At 58.3% G+C, this 16365-nt stretch carries 18 protein-coding genes; 5 read left to right on the forward strand and 13 right to left on the reverse strand.

Annotated elements, in window-relative coordinates; translation table 11 throughout:
* Positions 1-14: 14 nt before the first annotated feature.
* From ACWHYV_RS18340 to ACWHYV_RS18350, 3 genes are all read right to left on the reverse strand, one after another.
* A complete protein-coding gene (locus ACWHYV_RS18340) occupies positions 15-689 on the reverse strand; it encodes a hypothetical protein (RefSeq protein ID WP_447977932.1) in 675 nt (224 codons plus the stop codon).
* A gap of 343 nt (positions 690-1032) precedes the next feature.
* Positions 1033-1644 carry a hypothetical protein gene (locus ACWHYV_RS18345; protein ID WP_447977933.1) on the reverse strand — a complete coding sequence of 204 codons (612 nt, stop codon included), beginning with the start codon at positions 1642-1644 and terminating at the stop codon, positions 1033-1035.
* A gap of 50 nt (positions 1645-1694) precedes the next feature.
* Positions 1695-2312 (reverse strand): TonB-dependent receptor domain-containing protein, encoded by a 618-nt coding sequence (locus ACWHYV_RS18350; RefSeq protein WP_447980752.1) that lies wholly within the window; start codon positions 2310-2312, stop codon positions 1695-1697.
* A 103-nt stretch (positions 2313-2415) separates the two neighbouring features.
* Here ACWHYV_RS18350 and ACWHYV_RS18355 point away from each other — a divergent pair, with 103 nt between their 5' ends.
* Positions 2416-3705 (forward strand): IS256 family transposase, encoded by a 1290-nt coding sequence (locus ACWHYV_RS18355; RefSeq protein ID WP_447976757.1) that lies wholly within the window; start codon positions 2416-2418, stop codon positions 3703-3705.
* Between the two features lie 5 nt (positions 3706-3710).
* Here the strand turns inward: ACWHYV_RS18355 and ACWHYV_RS18360 are convergent, their stop codons facing one another.
* On the reverse strand, positions 3711-5141 hold the full coding sequence (locus tag ACWHYV_RS18360) for a TonB-dependent receptor plug domain-containing protein (protein ID WP_447977934.1): 1431 nt from the start codon (positions 5139-5141) through the stop codon (positions 3711-3713).
* 582 nt (positions 5142-5723) lie between these two features.
* On the opposite strand from ACWHYV_RS18360, the gene ACWHYV_RS18365 reads away from it, so the two are divergent.
* The gene (locus tag ACWHYV_RS18365) at positions 5724-6011 is read left to right on the forward strand and encodes a type II toxin-antitoxin system Phd/YefM family antitoxin (protein WP_447977935.1); all 288 of its coding nucleotides are present in this window, start codon (positions 5724-5726) and stop codon (positions 6009-6011) included.
* 55 nt (positions 6012-6066) lie between these two features.
* Here the strand turns inward: ACWHYV_RS18365 and ACWHYV_RS18370 are convergent, their stop codons facing one another.
* From ACWHYV_RS18370 to ACWHYV_RS18380, 3 genes are all read right to left on the reverse strand, one after another.
* Positions 6067-6246, reverse strand: a complete 180-nt coding sequence (locus ACWHYV_RS18370) for a type II toxin-antitoxin system HicA family toxin (protein ID WP_447977936.1) — start codon at positions 6244-6246, stop codon at positions 6067-6069.
* Positions 6243-6446 carry a hypothetical protein gene (locus ACWHYV_RS18375; protein WP_447977937.1) on the reverse strand — a complete coding sequence of 68 codons (204 nt, stop codon included), beginning with the start codon at positions 6444-6446 and terminating at the stop codon, positions 6243-6245. The genes ACWHYV_RS18370 and ACWHYV_RS18375 overlap by 4 nt, the downstream gene beginning before the upstream one ends.
* A gap of 119 nt (positions 6447-6565) precedes the next feature.
* Positions 6566-6685 carry a ribbon-helix-helix protein, CopG family gene (locus ACWHYV_RS18380; RefSeq protein WP_447977938.1) on the reverse strand — a complete coding sequence of 40 codons (120 nt, stop codon included), beginning with the start codon at positions 6683-6685 and terminating at the stop codon, positions 6566-6568.
* Between the two features lie 176 nt (positions 6686-6861).
* Here ACWHYV_RS18380 and ACWHYV_RS18385 point away from each other — a divergent pair, with 176 nt between their 5' ends.
* Entirely contained in the window at positions 6862-7110 is a 249-nt protein-coding gene (locus tag ACWHYV_RS18385) for a hypothetical protein (protein ID WP_447977939.1), read from the forward strand.
* A gap of 24 nt (positions 7111-7134) precedes the next feature.
* Here ACWHYV_RS18385 and ACWHYV_RS18390 read toward each other — a convergent pair whose 3' ends face one another.
* Entirely contained in the window at positions 7135-7284 is a 150-nt protein-coding gene (locus ACWHYV_RS18390; RefSeq protein WP_447977940.1) for a hypothetical protein, read from the reverse strand.
* Positions 7285-7603: 319 nt separating this feature from the next.
* Between ACWHYV_RS18390 and ACWHYV_RS18395 the strand changes: the two genes are divergently transcribed.
* Positions 7604-8662, forward strand: coding sequence for a hypothetical protein (locus ACWHYV_RS18395; protein WP_447977941.1), 1059 nt, complete (start codon positions 7604-7606; stop codon positions 8660-8662).
* Entirely contained in the window at positions 8659-9732 is a 1074-nt protein-coding gene (locus tag ACWHYV_RS18400) for a hypothetical protein (RefSeq protein ID WP_447977942.1), read from the forward strand. The genes ACWHYV_RS18395 and ACWHYV_RS18400 overlap by 4 nt, the downstream gene beginning before the upstream one ends.
* A gap of 118 nt (positions 9733-9850) precedes the next feature.
* Here the strand turns inward: ACWHYV_RS18400 and ACWHYV_RS18405 are convergent, their stop codons facing one another.
* The 5 genes from ACWHYV_RS18405 to ACWHYV_RS18425 all read right to left on the reverse strand — a co-directional run bounded on the left by ACWHYV_RS18405 (position 9851) and on the right by ACWHYV_RS18425 (position 16356).
* Complete coding sequence (locus ACWHYV_RS18405; protein WP_447977943.1) at positions 9851-10336, reverse strand: hypothetical protein; 486 nt, start codon at positions 10334-10336, stop codon at positions 9851-9853.
* Between the two features lie 172 nt (positions 10337-10508).
* On the reverse strand, positions 10509-11894 hold the full coding sequence (locus tag ACWHYV_RS18410; protein ID WP_447977944.1) for a radical SAM protein: 1386 nt from the start codon (positions 11892-11894) through the stop codon (positions 10509-10511).
* 114 nt (positions 11895-12008) lie between these two features.
* Complete coding sequence (locus ACWHYV_RS18415; protein ID WP_447977945.1) at positions 12009-14096, reverse strand: universal stress protein; 2088 nt, start codon at positions 14094-14096, stop codon at positions 12009-12011.
* Positions 14097-14272: 176 nt separating this feature from the next.
* Positions 14273-15889, reverse strand: a complete 1617-nt coding sequence (locus tag ACWHYV_RS18420; protein ID WP_447977946.1) for a B12-binding domain-containing radical SAM protein — start codon at positions 15887-15889, stop codon at positions 14273-14275.
* Complete coding sequence (locus ACWHYV_RS18425) at positions 15889-16356, reverse strand: four helix bundle protein (RefSeq protein ID WP_447977947.1); 468 nt, start codon at positions 16354-16356, stop codon at positions 15889-15891. Before ACWHYV_RS18425 ends, ACWHYV_RS18420 begins: the two co-directional genes overlap by 1 nt.
* Positions 16357-16365 lie beyond the last annotated feature (9 nt).

Consider the following 16365-nt stretch of genomic DNA (forward strand, 5'->3'; position numbering starts at 1 on the left):
CCTGGTGCACTAGCTCATTTGCATGGCCCTTGAGTCATATAGAGCACGTATATTGCCATACCATATCGGTCACCGATGTCCTGCAAGGGTCGGTGGTACAGCATCATCATCTCATACTGGTCCTTAACGTTCACAGGGAAGCCTCGGGCGTCGGAATAGACTTGAGCGGGCTTGAAGCCGAGGATACTTCCGGTCTGCGTGGCGTCCGGCATCGTCCGCAATTCGGTTCGCTTCGCCGAGGTGTTCTCTAATGCCATGAGCACCAAGTAATCGTGTCCATGAGGATAGGCAAACCTCACGCAGCCATCCATTTCAAAACGGATTGGCACCGACCGTACTTGAAGACCCGGGTGAATAGCGATACCCTCATCAGTATCATCACCATGTCTACTCGAAGCCCCAAGATAGCAACCTTCGTTCACACTAATTTGGTATGCCTCTAGCGGTACCAGCGGCTCGTTCTCTGCTGCCAACTCGAGAGTGAAGCTTGCCATCACACCATTTGCTTGCGAAGCCGAGTGATAAAAGGCAGCAATTGCGAGGATCCGCGTGCCGGCTTTTAGCTTTAGCCCATACCCTTTTGGAAATCTCGCCTCGACCATTTCGAGCCCGCCGCCCGCAATTAAATCTGGCGCGTCAGGACACGCAATCTTTTTCTTACTCAGGTTCAATAACGCAATATGGTGCAAATAGTGCCTCGGTAGTGGCCTACCCTCGGTATCGTATACAAATGAGCTGAAGGCAACGACGGACATGTCCTCTGGGATCACAAAGACCCGAGACGCGGAGTTCTCAATACTATGGGTCTGCTCGCCATTCGACACAGTAATAGGGCCGAAAGCGACTGTAAACTGATTACCAGACCTCGTGACACTCACCTTCTGGTCCTTCCCTAAAGGGGGAGGAGATATGCCGCTTACATATATTGGACACACCACTATAATAGACAGCGACAAGACGATATGTACGATGGCTGGTTTCCAGTTCACGGTCTCAGCTTCTCGCATTCCACGCACATTCGTATTAGCGGTACTATTTCTTTTTTGCTTTCTCTCCTCCTATAACATCGGTCCGTATGAAGCTCCCATTAGCGATCTTGCATATACCCGTCTCACAATTAAAGAATACCGATGCTCGAATTTCTGCAACATCCCGTCTTGGCTTCGGTGGAAGCTTTTCGGTATATTGAAAATAATAATCGGCGAGGAGTGCTGCTGTTCGTCCGTCTGAACTTACGGTGATATGGCGGAAACATGGCGATACTGCGTTCTTTATCACTCGGTAGTCCTCGAAAAGCACCTTCCATTCAAGCTCGTTGTTGTAATCCTTCATGCCGATGAACACACCGTTGCGAACGTTTGGATGCCTGTCGGGATCTTTTACATATCCCTCGAATCTATAAAGAATCGCATCGCCTTGAGCATGATCATATATGAACTGAGCGTTCTGGTTATTGTAGGCGTCCACAAGTTGCATAAAGAGGTCTGCTAATCCAAGTTCAGGCCCCGCTGTCGGCTTTTTACACTCGCCCTGTTGCAGGGTAACAGGTGGTCTCGTAAGGTCTTGCTCTTGAGCCGACGCCGAACTATTCGCACTTACCATACACGCCCAAGCAAGCATAAGTAACAATAGCTTTCTTGACATGGCTGTTCTCCTTTATGGTTTACAGTACCTTCCTTCCATCGTCGCAGCAGTTACAATCTCAACGTAAGCCATCCCATTACACGGCTTCCAATAGTGTCTCCAAGTGGATGCTCCTTGTGCCTATCATTAAGTGCGTTAAAGGCAGAGAATGCTACTTCGGCTTTGTCATTCCAAAAGAGGTAACCTATCCTGAGATTCAACAATGTATAACTTCCAACGCGGCTAGCAGGGACTACGACATTGAATGGTGGACCGGAGAAATCACTGAATGCTGAGGTGATAGGGTAGGTTGCCGCGCCATAGTGATGGATCCATGCCTCTCCGTTCAACCCATTGGGCAAGTCCGCCCGGAGACCTGCATTGGCCTTGTACTGTGGCGCTCCCCGTCGTGCGTCGTCGGTAAAGGTCTGGCTAATCTCTTGATAGGAATAATTTGCAAAGCCGGTCAACCAGGAAGTTATTAGGACTTCAACGCTCGCCTCTCCTCCATAGATCTCTGCAAACCCCGGGTCATTGCTGAATCGGGCCCCCGCGGACTTGATCAACTCTTCGATATGGTTGAAGAAGAGGTCTGCTCTAAGCCGCAATCGATGCCGCAAGTACCAACCTTGGTATCCTAGCTCGTAGGATACGATCTTCTCGGGCTCAAGAAGATTATTGCCCCTAATGAGCTATAGTCGGAAGTTGTGGAACGGGGTGAGAGAGGTGGCGTACCTTTCCGGGTGAACACGAACCCACACACCGGCTGGCAGGCCGGGGAAAGGCACGCCGATGATGACGATAGTCCGAACGACCACGGGAGCACAAGAGCAGGAGCCGGAGGTGGCCACGGCGCTGGATGCCTTGGCCCGCGAGGGCGCCCGCCGCATGATCCTGGCGGCGTTGGAAGTCGAAGTGGAGGAATACCGGCGGCAGCACCACGAGGCGCGCGACAGCCGCGGCCATGCGTTGGTGGTCCGCAATGGGCAGGCCCAGCCTCGGCGCGTGACGGTGGGCGCGGGGACGGTCACGATTCGAGCGCCGCGGGTGAATGATCAACGCGTGCTGCATGGGACCCGACAAAAGTTCACCAGTGCGATTCTCCCGCCGTACCTGCGTCGCTCGCCGCAGGTCAGCGCGGTCCTGCCGCTGCTCTATCTCCATGGGCTCTCCACCGGGGATTTCCGGGAGGCGCTTCCGGTGCTGCTCGGCGCCGATGCGGCGGGGCTCTCGCCCAGCGCGATCACACGCCTGACGGCGACCTGGCGGACCGACTATGACCAGTGGCGTGAGCGCCCCCTGGCGGATCGCGACTTCATCTATATCTGGGTAGACGGGGTGCATTTCACCATTCGGCTGGAAGATGATCGCTTGGCGGCCTTAGTCGTGGTGGGCGTCCGCCCCGATGGGACGAAAGAGGTGATCGCGATCGAGGACGGCTATCGCGAGAGCACCGAGAGTTGGCTCACCGTGCTGCGAGACCTCAAACGCCGGGGGATGCGGGCCCCCGCGTTGGCCATCGGGGACGGGGCACTGGGGTTCTGGGCCGCCGTGCGCGAGGTCTGGCCCGAGACACGGGAGCAGCGGTGCTGGGTCCATCGCATCGCCAATGTGTTGGACAAGCTCCCCACCCGGCTGCAGCCCCAGGCCAAGCGCGCCTTGCACGACATGATGTATGCGGACACCCGGGCCGCCTGCGAGCAGGCGATCGACCGGTTCGCCCAGGATTATGCGGCGAAGTATCCGAAAGCCGTGAACTCCCTGACCACCGATGTCGCTCGGCTCCTGACCCATTTCGAGTTCCCGGCGGCCCACTGGAAACATATTCGGACGACCAACCCGATTGAATCGACGTTCGCTACGGTGAAGCTCCGGACGCGTGTCACCAAGGGGGCTGGCTCGCGGACCGCGGGCCTGACAATGGCGTTCAAGCTGCTGGAGGCGGCGCAGCAATCGTGGCGCCGGCTCGATGCCCATGAGCTGCTGCCGTTGGTCCGGGCGGGGCGTGTGTTCAAGGATGGGCAGCAAGTCGAGCGAGAGGAAGAACAGTCAGAGAAGAACACAGGAAAGGTCGCCGCCTAATCACCTCAATCCACAACATTTGACAATATCTCGCCCCTAATCGGGATAGGGCACTGACCCGGTATACCGGGCGGACACGGTGTACCGAATATTGTCGGGGTCGATCGTATGTCGAAATGCGTCTCGTTTAGTGTCGGGGGGCGGTAGGCCACGGATACAGCTGCACGAAACGTGTGATTTTCGAGAGGCGTATACAGAATGGCAGCGCGGGGACTAAAGGTTGGATTAATAAAGGTGTCTAGATCATATCGTGCGCCCAATACTACTGTAAGAGGGGTGACCGGGCGCCATTCATTTTGGACGTACAAACCGAGTCTGTCCTCTCGGCTAAACCGATCAGTGAAGTTGTCGGAAAGCGTGTTGTGCCGGTAGTTAGCACCGTAGGACAGCCTATCCGAGGCTCCTAGCTGGACGGTATGTTGGGCCTCGATGTCATATGTATTCCCAATGGCAGAACGGATCGAACTGCCCGCTCGATCGTGAATACGGATGTTGCTCGTTCCACCTGGCCCAAAGCTAGCCAGCAGGGGATTGGTAATATTATCGGAGTTGAATCTGAGCTCACGCCAGAAGGCCCGGATAAAGAAGTTCGAACGTGCGTACTCTGCTCGGGCGTACTTGTCGGTGAACGGAGTACTAGCTGTCGTCGTTTCGATAACAGGCCCATCGAATCGATTTACATCGACGATGCCGCCCGAGATTGTAATCTTTGAGTCTGAAAGATAGTATTCTGTTTGCGCGTTAAACTTGTGGTCCCGGAAAGCAAGCGCATCCCGATTTCGCCACTGCTGATTCTGATCTCTTCCAACTGACAAACGATAGCCCACATTACCATGCTTGCCTGCCTGGATGGCGGCACTCGTAATTGTGCCAAACTCCCCGCCACCAAACTGGAGAGTTGTTCCTCTCATCTCTTCTGGAGATTTAGTGATAATGTTTACGACACCATCAAATGCGTTGAATCCATAGAGGGCCGAGGCTGGTCCCTTGAGGACTTCAATCCGTTTAATCTCAGGGAGGGTAATCGGAATTGCCTTCCAAAAATACCCGCCTTGTAGGTCAAAGTAGACGGAACGACCGTCAATCAGAACAAGGAGTTTATTGGCATTTTGTTGATTGTCTCCTCGGACGCTGACGTTGTATTCCGCACCCGTCATCTGCATGACTTCCATTCCCGGTATGCGACGGAGGACCGTGGGAATATCTGTTGCGCCGGAATGGCGTATGTCCTCGTCGGTAATGACGTATACATTCGACGGTGCCTGAGAAATGGGTTGCTCGTTGCGAGCCGCGATGCTGACGTTTTCCTCTCTTAGAAATTTCAGCTCTTCCGCAACGGACGGAGCCGCCGACGGTGTCTGGGCAAAAGCGTTTGAAGACACGCTTAGCATGAGACCAAGCAAAATATTAGACAGGACCTGAATGCTTGCTTTCATGCCCGGCTTACTTCGTTTGGGAGGTACCGCCGCCATGCACATGCGGGCACGTCCGGCCAGCCATATTACGACTGAGCGGAAATAAATCGCTGACGGTGGGGACAGGAAGGCAAAGGATGTACCATTTCGTTGTGGCGCAAGGAGGGAATAGGGCTTGTACCAAGGATTGTACGATTGGATGGCCCTCTTCTCTGACTTAGAGAGCCTTGGTTCTTTTGGCTCTATGTCGCGCCCGTATTTCCCTACGACCGCGATATTTCGTACTAATACCAGGTTTCATTGGTTTGCTTTGCCTCTGCAATCTTGAACGCTCTCCTTCCTTCATCATCTTCGATTTGTTCTCCATTCACCAGCATCCTTCCTGTTAGAAACTTCGCCTCGCCGTATCCAATTCGTTAAACAATTGGATACAGGGTGTATCTTCCTCGATAACGCGCTCCTTCACCGTACTGGTGGTGCGCCTGCCGATGTATTTTCTTTTCGCTGCTCTTGTTCACTTCCAACGACTAACCATAAGGAACACGTTTTGCTTCGCATGCAATTCCTCGTGTACGGATTCTTGTACATGGGGCAAGGCTGCTGATGAGGAAGACGATACCGGTCTCGGAAGCACGCCAGACGCTCCCCCAGCTCGTCACGAGCATCGGGAAGCTCATGGACCGGGTCATCATCACGCGGAAAGGGAAACCGGCCGCGGTGCTGATGGGCGTGGAAGAATATGAGAGCTGGGTGGAGACGTTGGATCTCGTCGCGGAGAAGGAAGCGTTAGCGGGCATTCGCGAAGGGCTGGCGAACCTGAAAGAGGGCCGCAGCCGATCGTTCGAGCAGGTCTTTGGAGAACCCCTGCGTGGCTCGCGTAAGAAAGGTTAGGTGTACTGTGGGCGTACTGTGAGTAAAGATGTGCTTTGCCGAAATCCCAAACTCCTCAACTGTGCTTCTGAGCCTGGCGTATGATGCTTTTGGCAAGTCCTTCATTAATGATTCCATGTCGCGGCACGCGGATGCGAAACCCTCTCCGGGTTACAAACACATCATGCGATCTGCCGTGTTCCAGAAATACGCACGCTATTGCCTTCAACTTACGCTCCAATTCGCTTCGCTTCATCCAGCCTTACGCATCTTTCGCTTGCCTTTCAACTCTTCACGTATCCCGGCTGCAATGTTTTCTTGGAGCCGCCTCAGCGTCCGCTCTTGACCAAAGATCGCCACGCCTTCGAGGCCCTTCAGTTCACCACAATACCAGTCACCTTCTTTCCACCAGACAAGGGTCAATCCGGGGAGTAGGTGTTTTTTATATTTCGTCACGGCGTCACCTTTTTCTGGCCTTCAAGCGCCAAGTGCTTTTCTCATCTGAGATAGAGAGAGTAGCTCATCCGCTGGGTCAACTCGACGCCGGAAGGCAATCTGATAATCGTCGTACTCTTCTAAGTAGAGCTCCAGGGCTCTTTCTTAATGAAGTAACTCTTGGAGCGCTCGGCTTCTTTGGACAATCGCCGGAGCTTCTCGTGCAATCGTTGATCCAGACGGACCGTTAAGACTGCCATGGCTCACCCCCAGCGCCTTCTCGCATACGGTATGCAATACAGGAGTATGCAGTCAAGCATACCCAATGCGATTGAGGAGAAGATAAAGGAAGCGCGAACGGCCATTCGCGAAGGGCTGGCGAACCTGAAAGAGGGCCGCAGCCGATCGTTCGAGCAGGTCTTTGGAGAACCCCTACGTGGCTCGCGTACGAGACGTTAGGCTATCCGCACGAGCCGTCGGAGCGGTCGAGGAAGCCGACGAGCGAGCCCGCTATCACCTGAAGGAAGCGATTCGTCACCTGGCCGCCTCGCCCTTGCTGGGCAAGGCACTGAAGATTCCGCCGCCCGGGCTACGGTGCTACGAGGTGGGCCGGTATTGCCTGCTACATCGCGTCATCGGTCAGGTCTTGTATATCATCTCGATCTATCAGCGCTACAAGCACTAGCCTTGCTGCCATCCAGTCGTCCTTCTACGCGGCTTTCTTCATCTCGCGGTCAGTGGACGTCTGTGTCCGAGCACTCGAGCGAGCGATTGATCCGCTCTCCATCGTGACGCTGCCGATTGCCAACGCCAACATGCCGAACAGCGTGAACGCCGTCATGATGATTCCCCAGGCCATGGTGTCCTCCTTGTGGTTCGTCCGCCGGCATCCTTGCCGGCCGTCTGCCTCATGCAATGAGCAACGGCCGTACCATAGATGAGAGCGCTGGCTCGCGGTCGAAAACGTTTGAGGCTATCACTGGTTGCGCCGAGAGATTCCACGTGACCCGGCACTTACTCTTTTCTCCGGTGATTGCGTCCATATCAAAACAGATACAGGCCGTATCCTTTTCCAAGCCGTCCTTCTGCGGCACTCAGCCACGCCTTCTTCGGCATTGGGCTTGCGGCGGTTCCGCGTAAGTGGTAATCGTGTCGCGGCCATTTCAGGAGACGCGATCATGCCCAAACACATCCTCTTCCTCATTCACGGGATCGGGCTTCATGAGCCGGTGTGGGGAGAAGAGCTGGACGGCCCGATTAAGACGTTGGAGGCGATCAGCGCGGAGTATGGGTACTTCAAGAAGCCCGGGCAGGCGCTCCATGACAAGGTCGAGTTCGTCACGGTCCATTACGACGAGGTGTTCCAGGAGATCATTGCGAAATGGCGCCAGGACGCCTCGGCGATCGCGCAGTTCGACCAGGACAGGGTGCTGCAAGGCTCGTTGGACTGGCTCGTGAACGCCTCGGACGAAACCTTCTGGTGGTCGCATGTCGCCGATCTTGCGATGTACCGCTTCTTTCCCCTCTATCGCCAACGGGTCCGATCGCACGTCATCCTCCAGCTCGCGCAGCGCATCGAGCAGGAAATGAACCACGAAGGATCGGCCACCTGCTCCGTGCTCGCGCACAGCATGGGGACCGCCGTGGCGCATGACTGCCTGCATCTCCTCGGGACGGTGCGGTGGGGCAAGAAGGCGAATCCGCTGAACCCCGCCCACTGGCGCTTTCAACACCTGTTCATGATGGCGAACACGAGCCGGCTGCTCCAGACGGAGGACGCCGAGATGAAAAAGGCGTACGAGTCGATCGTGCGGCCGGGTCCGGTGGAAGACGCCTCGTCCTACCTGGCGACGTACTGGAACATCCGGCATGAAGCGGACCCCGTCCCGTTCCCGAAAATGTTCGACCCCGTCGGCTGGAAGGACTACACCTCGATCCTCATCCAGCACTTCTACGAGGTGAACGTTCACAACCTCAGCCACTACCTCCGCCACCCCCGCGTCCATATCCCGCTCTTCAACAAGGTGGTCAGCCGCAAAGTGGTCTCCAAGGAGGAAGAGATCCATGCCGTCGATCAGTTTCCCCAGTTCGGGGGCGAGCTTGCGGTCGTGCAAAAGGCCAAGGACTTGGCCTCGAAGCTGTCCGCCCTCAAGTCGTCGTTGGGTGAGGACCCCGGGCCAAAGGAATGGCTCGGCACCTTGATGGAGTTCTATCGGGCGATGGAGGCGGCGCGATGAGGCGGGTCTCGAGCGGCGCCGTCCGGCTCACGCTGGTTCTGCTCCTGTGGGTGGCTCCGGCCTTTGCCCTGGACCCTGAGAACTGGAGCGCAATTCGGCGTGCCGACGACCCGCGGGCGTACGAGCAGGTCCGGCAGCGATTCCAGCAGCCGCTGGCGAACCAGGAATATCCCACCGTCTTTGCGCACCTGCAGCGAGAGCTCGAAGAGGCTTCGGTGTGGTCGCCCCAGGAAGTCGCCTTTCGTCACCTGCTCCAGGCCTTCACGACCCTGAACGAGCGATTCGCCACGTTCGATACGGATCTCGCGACGGTCGACCTGGACAAGGCGGTCGATGAGTTTCTCCGCCGGGTGCCCACCGGCCTGTTTCAATTCCCATGTCCGGACAGCCGCTGTTTCAAAGGTCTCGCAATCGAGGTCACCTACGATCAACTCGAAGCCCTGCCCGACGAGAAAGCCGCGGACTTCCTCTATCGCCTCGAAACCGTCAATCGCCTGTTGGCGGACTTCAAAGCGCCCGCGCTCAAGTCCACGCTCAAGGCCATCCGCGACGCCGCCAAGCGATGGGAGCTGTTCCTTCGCGAGGGTCGCTCCCAATACCCCTGGGAAGCGGCGGTCAACGGCTGGGCGATCGGCGCGGAGGACATTCAATTTCCGCCGTCCCGGCAATGGATCCTGCTCCATCCCGAGCTCGGCGTCGAGATCAGCACCCACGCGGTCAAAGACCTGCAGGCGAAACAATCCCTCCTGATCGATATCGTCGGCCACACCTGGTACCGCTGGCGGGACAGCAGCGACCCGAGCAAGGGCCTGGACTACTGGGGGCTGGCCGCGGTGGCCTCGCTCCGCGACGACATGCGGCCCGGGATCGGCGTCACCGCGCACTACGGCCGCTTCATCCACGTCGGCGTGGTGTGGCGGGACGAAAACCGGGACGGGCGCCTGTTCAACCAGTCGCCGTTCTTCGTCATGGGCATCGATCTGTTCCGGTTCGCGGAATACAAGGTGCCGCAATACAAGAAGCGTCTGGAAGAGCTCAAGGAGCGGGGGCGGCGGGTGCTGTCCCCATGACCGAGGGCCGCTGTGCCGCTCTTCGCCTAGAAGACCGATGGACGCAATCGGCGCTGCAATACATGGGACGGCTGAGCGCGCTGGCTTGGGTGAGGATCGAGAGACGAGTCTGAGGAGGCTAGAAGTGCAGGTACTTGAGGGCCGCCGCGCACAGCACGATGAGGATCCCCATCCAGAAGGCGACGCGCTGAAAGGGGACGGCCTCGATCTCCTCCTCGGGCGTCTCCTCGCCCGTCGCTTCGTTCTTGAAGATGAAGGTGTAGAGGAAGAGCGTGATGATGCCGAGCACGAGCGTGAGCTTGATGAACAGGATCGTCAGATACTTGGGGTTCTGCCCGATGCCGTTCCCCGTCTGCGACAGCATGATCTGGCCGATGTAGTGCAGGTTGATGCCGCCGGTGATCAGGATCACGATCATCAGGATGCCGACGATCTTGCGGTAGCGAACGGAGAAGGCTTCGATGATCGGCTTGAGCTGCTCTCGCGGGACGACCTGCTGGAGCGCGGGCGTGACCGCCATGACGAAGAAGGCCAACCCGCCGATCCAGATCACGGCGGACATGAGATGGAACCAATGGTTGATGATGGGGAAGAGTTGAGCCATCGGGTGAAGCCGTTAATCGTTACCCTAGCGGCAGGAGCTTCTGAAGTAATTCAGTAAGTTAGGAACTAAGTAATTTTCCAAGCACGTCAATGACTCACTTACCTACTTACTCATTCCCTTCTGAAGGCGAGTAACGAATAACGAACAACGAATAACAATTAACGATTCACTATCACCGCTCGAACTTGAAGACCGGCGCCTCGTTGCCGAACCGCTTCTTTCTCAGCTCTTCCATCAGCTCGACGGTGATGATCTCGATCCCGTGCTCGCGGGCGTGGCGCTCCACGCCTTTCTTGACCATTGCACGGAGAAAATACGGAATGCGGCTGAGCCGCAGTTGCGCGGCCTCGTCCCAGACGGCCTCGGTCTCCTCCGGCGTATTGAAGGCCACTTTCACCTTCTCGCCGCCCTTCGGGGTGTAGAGGCACCACTGGTCCTCGTCCAACCAGTCCCCGTGATCGACGTAGGGGCGGGCGCGGCACCCGCCGCAAATCTCGCTGTACTCGCACTCCCCGCACTTGCCCTTTAGATGCGGGTACCGGAACGAGTCGAAGATATCCGAGCGCTCCCAGAGATCGACGAAGCTCTTTTCGCGGATATTGCCGGCCGAGAGCGGCATGTACGGGCACGGGGTCAGCTCACCGTTCGGCGTCACCCGGGCATAATTGGTGCCGGCCAGGCAGCCGCCTCCCATGTACCCCTGCGCCTTGGTGATCGGCGAGTTCGGATCCTTTTCATAGGCGAGTCGCTTGAAGTGGGGGGCGCACCGGGCCCGGACGAGCATGTCCTTGTACTTGTCCTGGCAGGCCACGAGATAGCCGAGCACCTCTTCGTACTGGGCCGGCGTGATGTCCGTCAGCTCCTCGCCCCGCCCGGTGCACACCATGAAGAAGACGTTGAGGACCCGGGCTCCGAGACCATGCGCCCAGTCGATCACGGCGGGGAGCTCTTGGTAATTCATCGGCTGCGCACTGAAGTGGACTTGGAACTGAAGACCGTTCCGCTTGCAGGCCTCGATGCCCTGCACCGCCCCCTCCCAGGCGCCGGGCAACCCGCGGAACGCGTCGTGCTTGTGAGGGTCCAGCGAATCGACGCTGATCCCGACTCCCATGACGCCGATCTCGACCAGCTCCTTGGCCATCCGGTCGTCGATGAGCATCCCGTTCGTGCCGAACACGACCATAAAGCCGAGTTGCACCGCGTGGCGGGCGATGTCGAGGATGTCGGGGCGGGTCAACGGCTCGCCGCCGGTGATGACGAGCAGGCAGCCTTTGTTGACCACGGCGATCTGGTCGATCAGGCGGGTGCACTCCTCGGTCGTCAATTCGTCCGAGCCGCCGCCGGCCTTCGTCGTCGCGTCCAGATAGCAATGCGCGCACTTGAGGTTGCATCGCTTGGTGAGGTTCAACGCGATCAGGTAGGGCTTGAAGTCGTCGACGGTCCGGCCATCCCCCGGCGCCGCGCCGCCGGGCGAGACGAACTGCGTCACCTGCCGGCCCAGCGAGTGAAGCGCGTTCCCGAATTGGGAGAAATCGAAGACAGGCAGGGAGCGACCCATTACAAGACCAAGCGCTGAGTGCTGAGTGCTGAGTGCTGAGTGGCGTGAGCGATCATGAACCAGTGACCTATTCCTTGTCCCGTATCACACTACCCCTTTATCACACTATCCCTACTATTTCCCTGTCAGCGAGGCGATCATCTGCTTCAGGTTCCCGGTCTTCATCGCCTCTTCCATGTAGCCCTTGGCCTGCTCGATGCCCTCGTTGGCGACGTCCAGGGTGATCACCGTGGTCCCGATCTTTTCCGCGTGCTTTTGGATCAACGCCTTGGTGCAGTCCCGCATGAAGCCGGCCGGCGCCCGCTCCAACCGCTGAATGGCTTCCGACGTCCACGTGAACGGAGAGGTCTCGGCGGTTGATTGCGCCGTGGCCTCGGGCTCGTGCCCGTGGCCGTTGCCGTTCCCGCCTTTCGTCGCGCCCTCGAGCTTGGCCTCGGCCTCGGCGCTGGTCCCCGCCCCTTTGTTGGCGAAGATCGGCGTGTAGTCCTCGGCTGCGGCTTCCTTGATCATGGGGGCGGCATACTCGAGCGTGATGGTCGTCATGCCGAGCTTGCGGGCCGATTTCTCGATCTTGGCTTTGGCGCGGCGCCGTTGGAAGCCGGCCGGGACGGCCCTGATCGCTTCCTTGGCGTCCTTCGTCCACTGCATCGGCACATCATCGTAGGCGACGTCCGTCTCGAGCCCGCCTTCCGCCTTCGCCGCCGCCTCGAAGATGGTCTTGTCGACCTGCTTGAACCGGTTGCCCTCGGCGCCGCACACCGGGCACTTCACGGGCGTGTCGCCCTTCCCGATGTACCCGCAGCCGTCGCAGACGAAATAGTTCTGCGTCATCCGATCCAGGTACGCTTGCGTCCCCTGGCTCACCTTCGGCTTCTCCTCGACGATCTCGGTCATCATGCCGCTGAGCGTCGAGCCCATCAGATCCTTGGCCACCGCGTCGTCGGCCTGCATCTTGTCGCGGTCGATACCCGCCGCCTCCAGGCTCCCGCCGAGCGCGCGCATCGCATCCATCGCGCCCTTGGGGAGGATGTGGCCGACCGCTGAATCCACAACCGAGTTGCTGATGATGGTGTGGCCCTTCTCGATGGCATACCGGTGAATGGCCGTCTTCGCCACGCCCCGGGCAAACACGGGGATTTTCTCCATCCGCCGGAGCGCTTCCTCGGTCCAGGCGATCGTGTACTCGGCCTGGGTATCGATCGGCGGCACGTATTTCCGATTGGAGATGAGGACGTTACAGGGAGCGCTGCGGAGCAGGTTCTCGGTGTTGCTGCCGATGTCCATATCCTCGTCGCTATGGACGCCGATCCGGCCGACGATCAGAAGCCACGGATTTTCCTTCCGCACGTACTGAATGATCTTCTCGAAGGCCTTGCCGTCGAGCAGCGTGGTCTTGATGTCCGTATGTTCGGCCTGCGCGATCTCCCGGGAGATGTCGAGGTGGGACTGGTAGATTTTCGCGAGCCCGCTGTCGATGATCTCTTCGTGCAGCTTCTCCTGCTCCTTGAAACGAAAGACTTTTCCGGCCTCTTCGTTCAAGACCCCGGAAATACTGTGGAAGGCGGCATAGTGAAAGTAGGGATCGAAGGCGGAAATCGCTTCGACCGGTTTGTTCAAGGCCTTCCCGAGCGTCAGGCCGGTCATCAAGCCCCCGAACGAGTACGGGCTGCCATCCACGGCCACGACGATCTTCCCCTCGCCCATCGGTTTCGTGTCCTTGACGATGAACATGTCGGACGACCGGACGCGCCGCACGACCCGCTCGGTGTTGCTGCCGATGACGCTGTCCTTCACGGCCCCCACCCCCAGGGCCCCCATGATGACGAGGTCGTAGGCGTTCGTATTGATGTCTTCGGTCAGGACCTTCCAGTTGCGGCCTTCCAGCGAGCGGCGCTCCAGGGGCAAGTTCGCTTCCGTGCACTTCTTGTCGACGTAGTCCAGATAGGAATCCGTGATGATCTGAAGCCCGCGGGTGATCAACGAGTCATGGATTTGCCGCTGGCGATCCAACTCCTTCTCGTCGTGATATTCCTCGGGAAGGCCGGCCTCCATCTGCTTGAACCGCTTATCGTGCATCTTGGCCGCGTACACGTGGCTCCCGACGATCTTGGAGCCGAATGTCTTCGCCAAGCCGACTCCCAGCTCCACGGCCATGTTGGAATGGTCCGAGTTATCGACTGGGATATAAATCGTCCTATACATCAGACGCCTCCTTCACGACGGACACCCGCGTCGGGGATCCATAAGGGTCCCGTGAGCCACGGGCTTCGAAGATCGGGCATATTATCCCACCACTTGGACAAATGCAAGTAATATGAATGTGATCGAAGCGTTTGAGGGGATGAAAAGCCGGGCCCGCGGGCTTGCCGGTCCGCGTTCTACGGCGGGGTCCCGAGGGCGTTCGCGTTTCGAGCACTCGTCGACGGCGTGCGGCCCTGCCGACTCCGGAGAATCTCCTCGAGCGTCAAGAGCGCGGTTCTTCCCGAGTTCCCTTGCAGGCCACGCGCGAGGTTTTGATCCGCATACTTCCCCGTTTGAGACAGGGACCCCGACCATGGGCGTGGATCCTGGCTCCCGTGCCTCCCATGCCAGGCGGCCAGGCAGGCCTTCGCAATGAGCTTGTTGAGCGGCGCCGGGTTGTACAGGAGCTTGCGGATGCTGGTCGGCGTCAACATCAAGGGATTGTAGCCGGCGGTCAAATACCCTTCCTCCAGCAACCGGTGCTCGAGATCGGTGTTCGGCTGGATCCCCAGGAAGAACATGAGCGGGAAGACCCGCTCCTCTCCCAGGATCGAGGCCACGATCTTGTAGGACTCCACGCTCTGCAACAGGGTCTCCTCGGTCTCATGGGGCGAGTTCAGCGAGTAGTTGAGGATCACCTTGCCGCGGAACCCCGCCTCCGCCAGATAGCGGCAGCCGTCATACAGCCGTTCGAGCTTGAAGCCCATATGGAGGTCGTTCAGGACCGCCTGAGACCCGGAGGTGATCGCCACCTCCAAGTCCCCCACCCCGGACCGGACCATGAGCTTGGCGAGCTCGGGCGTGATCAGCGAGGTGCGGATATAACCGGACCATTCGATCTCGAGGCCGTCCTTGATGATCCGTTCGAGGATCTCCGTGCACTGCGGGTAGGCCTCCTTCCCGGTGATGAACTGCGCATCGGTGAACCAGAAGCGACGGGCGCCCCACTGGCGGTAATGCTGGGCGATGTCCTGGACGACCATCGCGGGAGGCCGGTACCGCACCCGCTTCCCCTCGATGTAGGGGTATAGGCAGAAGGCGCAGTCGTACGGACAGCCGCGCTTGCTCTGCACCCCGATGCACTCCCCGACGTACTCGGTGTACTGAGGAAAGATCCCGGTCAGGTAGGGAAGATCGACCGTGAGTGAATCGAGCAGCGCCGGGGTGTACTTGTCCCCCTTGGAGACCACGCCCTGCTCGCGCACGATGTACCGCTCGTCGTCCAGCGGCTTCCCCTCGACCACCTTCAGGATCGCGTCCTCCCCCTCCCCCAGGATGCCGATCGTCCCCTCCGGCAGTTTTTCGATCAACTGGTCGGCAAAAGCCGTGAATGCGCCGCCCCCGATCATGAGCTGGGCCCGCGGGCACTCCTTCCGGATGAGCCAGGGATAGGAGAGATTGGCGCGAATGTCCCGGTAGTACCGATAGAGATGCGAAAGCCCCTGGAACGAGGCCACGACGCGCTTCAGGGGGTTGCTCGCAAAGTAGAAGTTGAAGGCGTGCTCCAACGAGGCGTCGCCTTCGTGCGGTGAAAAAATCTGGATGTCGCGCCAGGAGAAGCAGACGAGATCGGGGCGAAACGCCGACGCCGTCTCCTGCAGCACCCGACTGCGCTGCGCCTGAGGATAGAGCGAGAGATCGAGGATCCGCTGCCGCACATCCGGCCGGCGCCGGTGAACGAAATCGGCCAGATAGGTCACCCCGATCGGGTAGACCTTCTTACACGGCAAGAACACGTAGAGGATGGACGTCATCAGTGCTGAGTCCTGAGTGCTGAGTGCTGAGTTGTAAATGCTGGGGCGTGAGCAGAAGAAACAGCGTCCTGCGAGTTGGAAGAAGATGAAGATACTGGTTTCGTTCGACTTTTAAGAGATGCTCGCAAGCCTATGATCCGCCCTACTTCTTCAGCCTGGGCAAGTAACTCAGCGAACTTCTTCTGATTCAAATGTCCTGCATCAAGAGCAACGTACAGATGCGAGCGGACCTCGGCACATGATCCCTTGGCAACAGAAAGAAATTGATGAAATTCTGCGGGGCGGCTTCGCTCGAAGCCTTCCGCAACATTGGACATGATCGAAACGGCCGCGCGTTGAATTTGTGCTGAAAGCGAAAAATCCTTTATAAACGTGCCGTGCGTTGTCACCTCATAGACTGATCTCGCTAGGCTTCTGGCTTTCTGCCACGCGACCAAATCTTCGAAGCGCTCAATTCTTTTCATCATATTACTCAG

It is taken from the genome of Candidatus Nitrospira bockiana, from assembly GCF_965152565.1.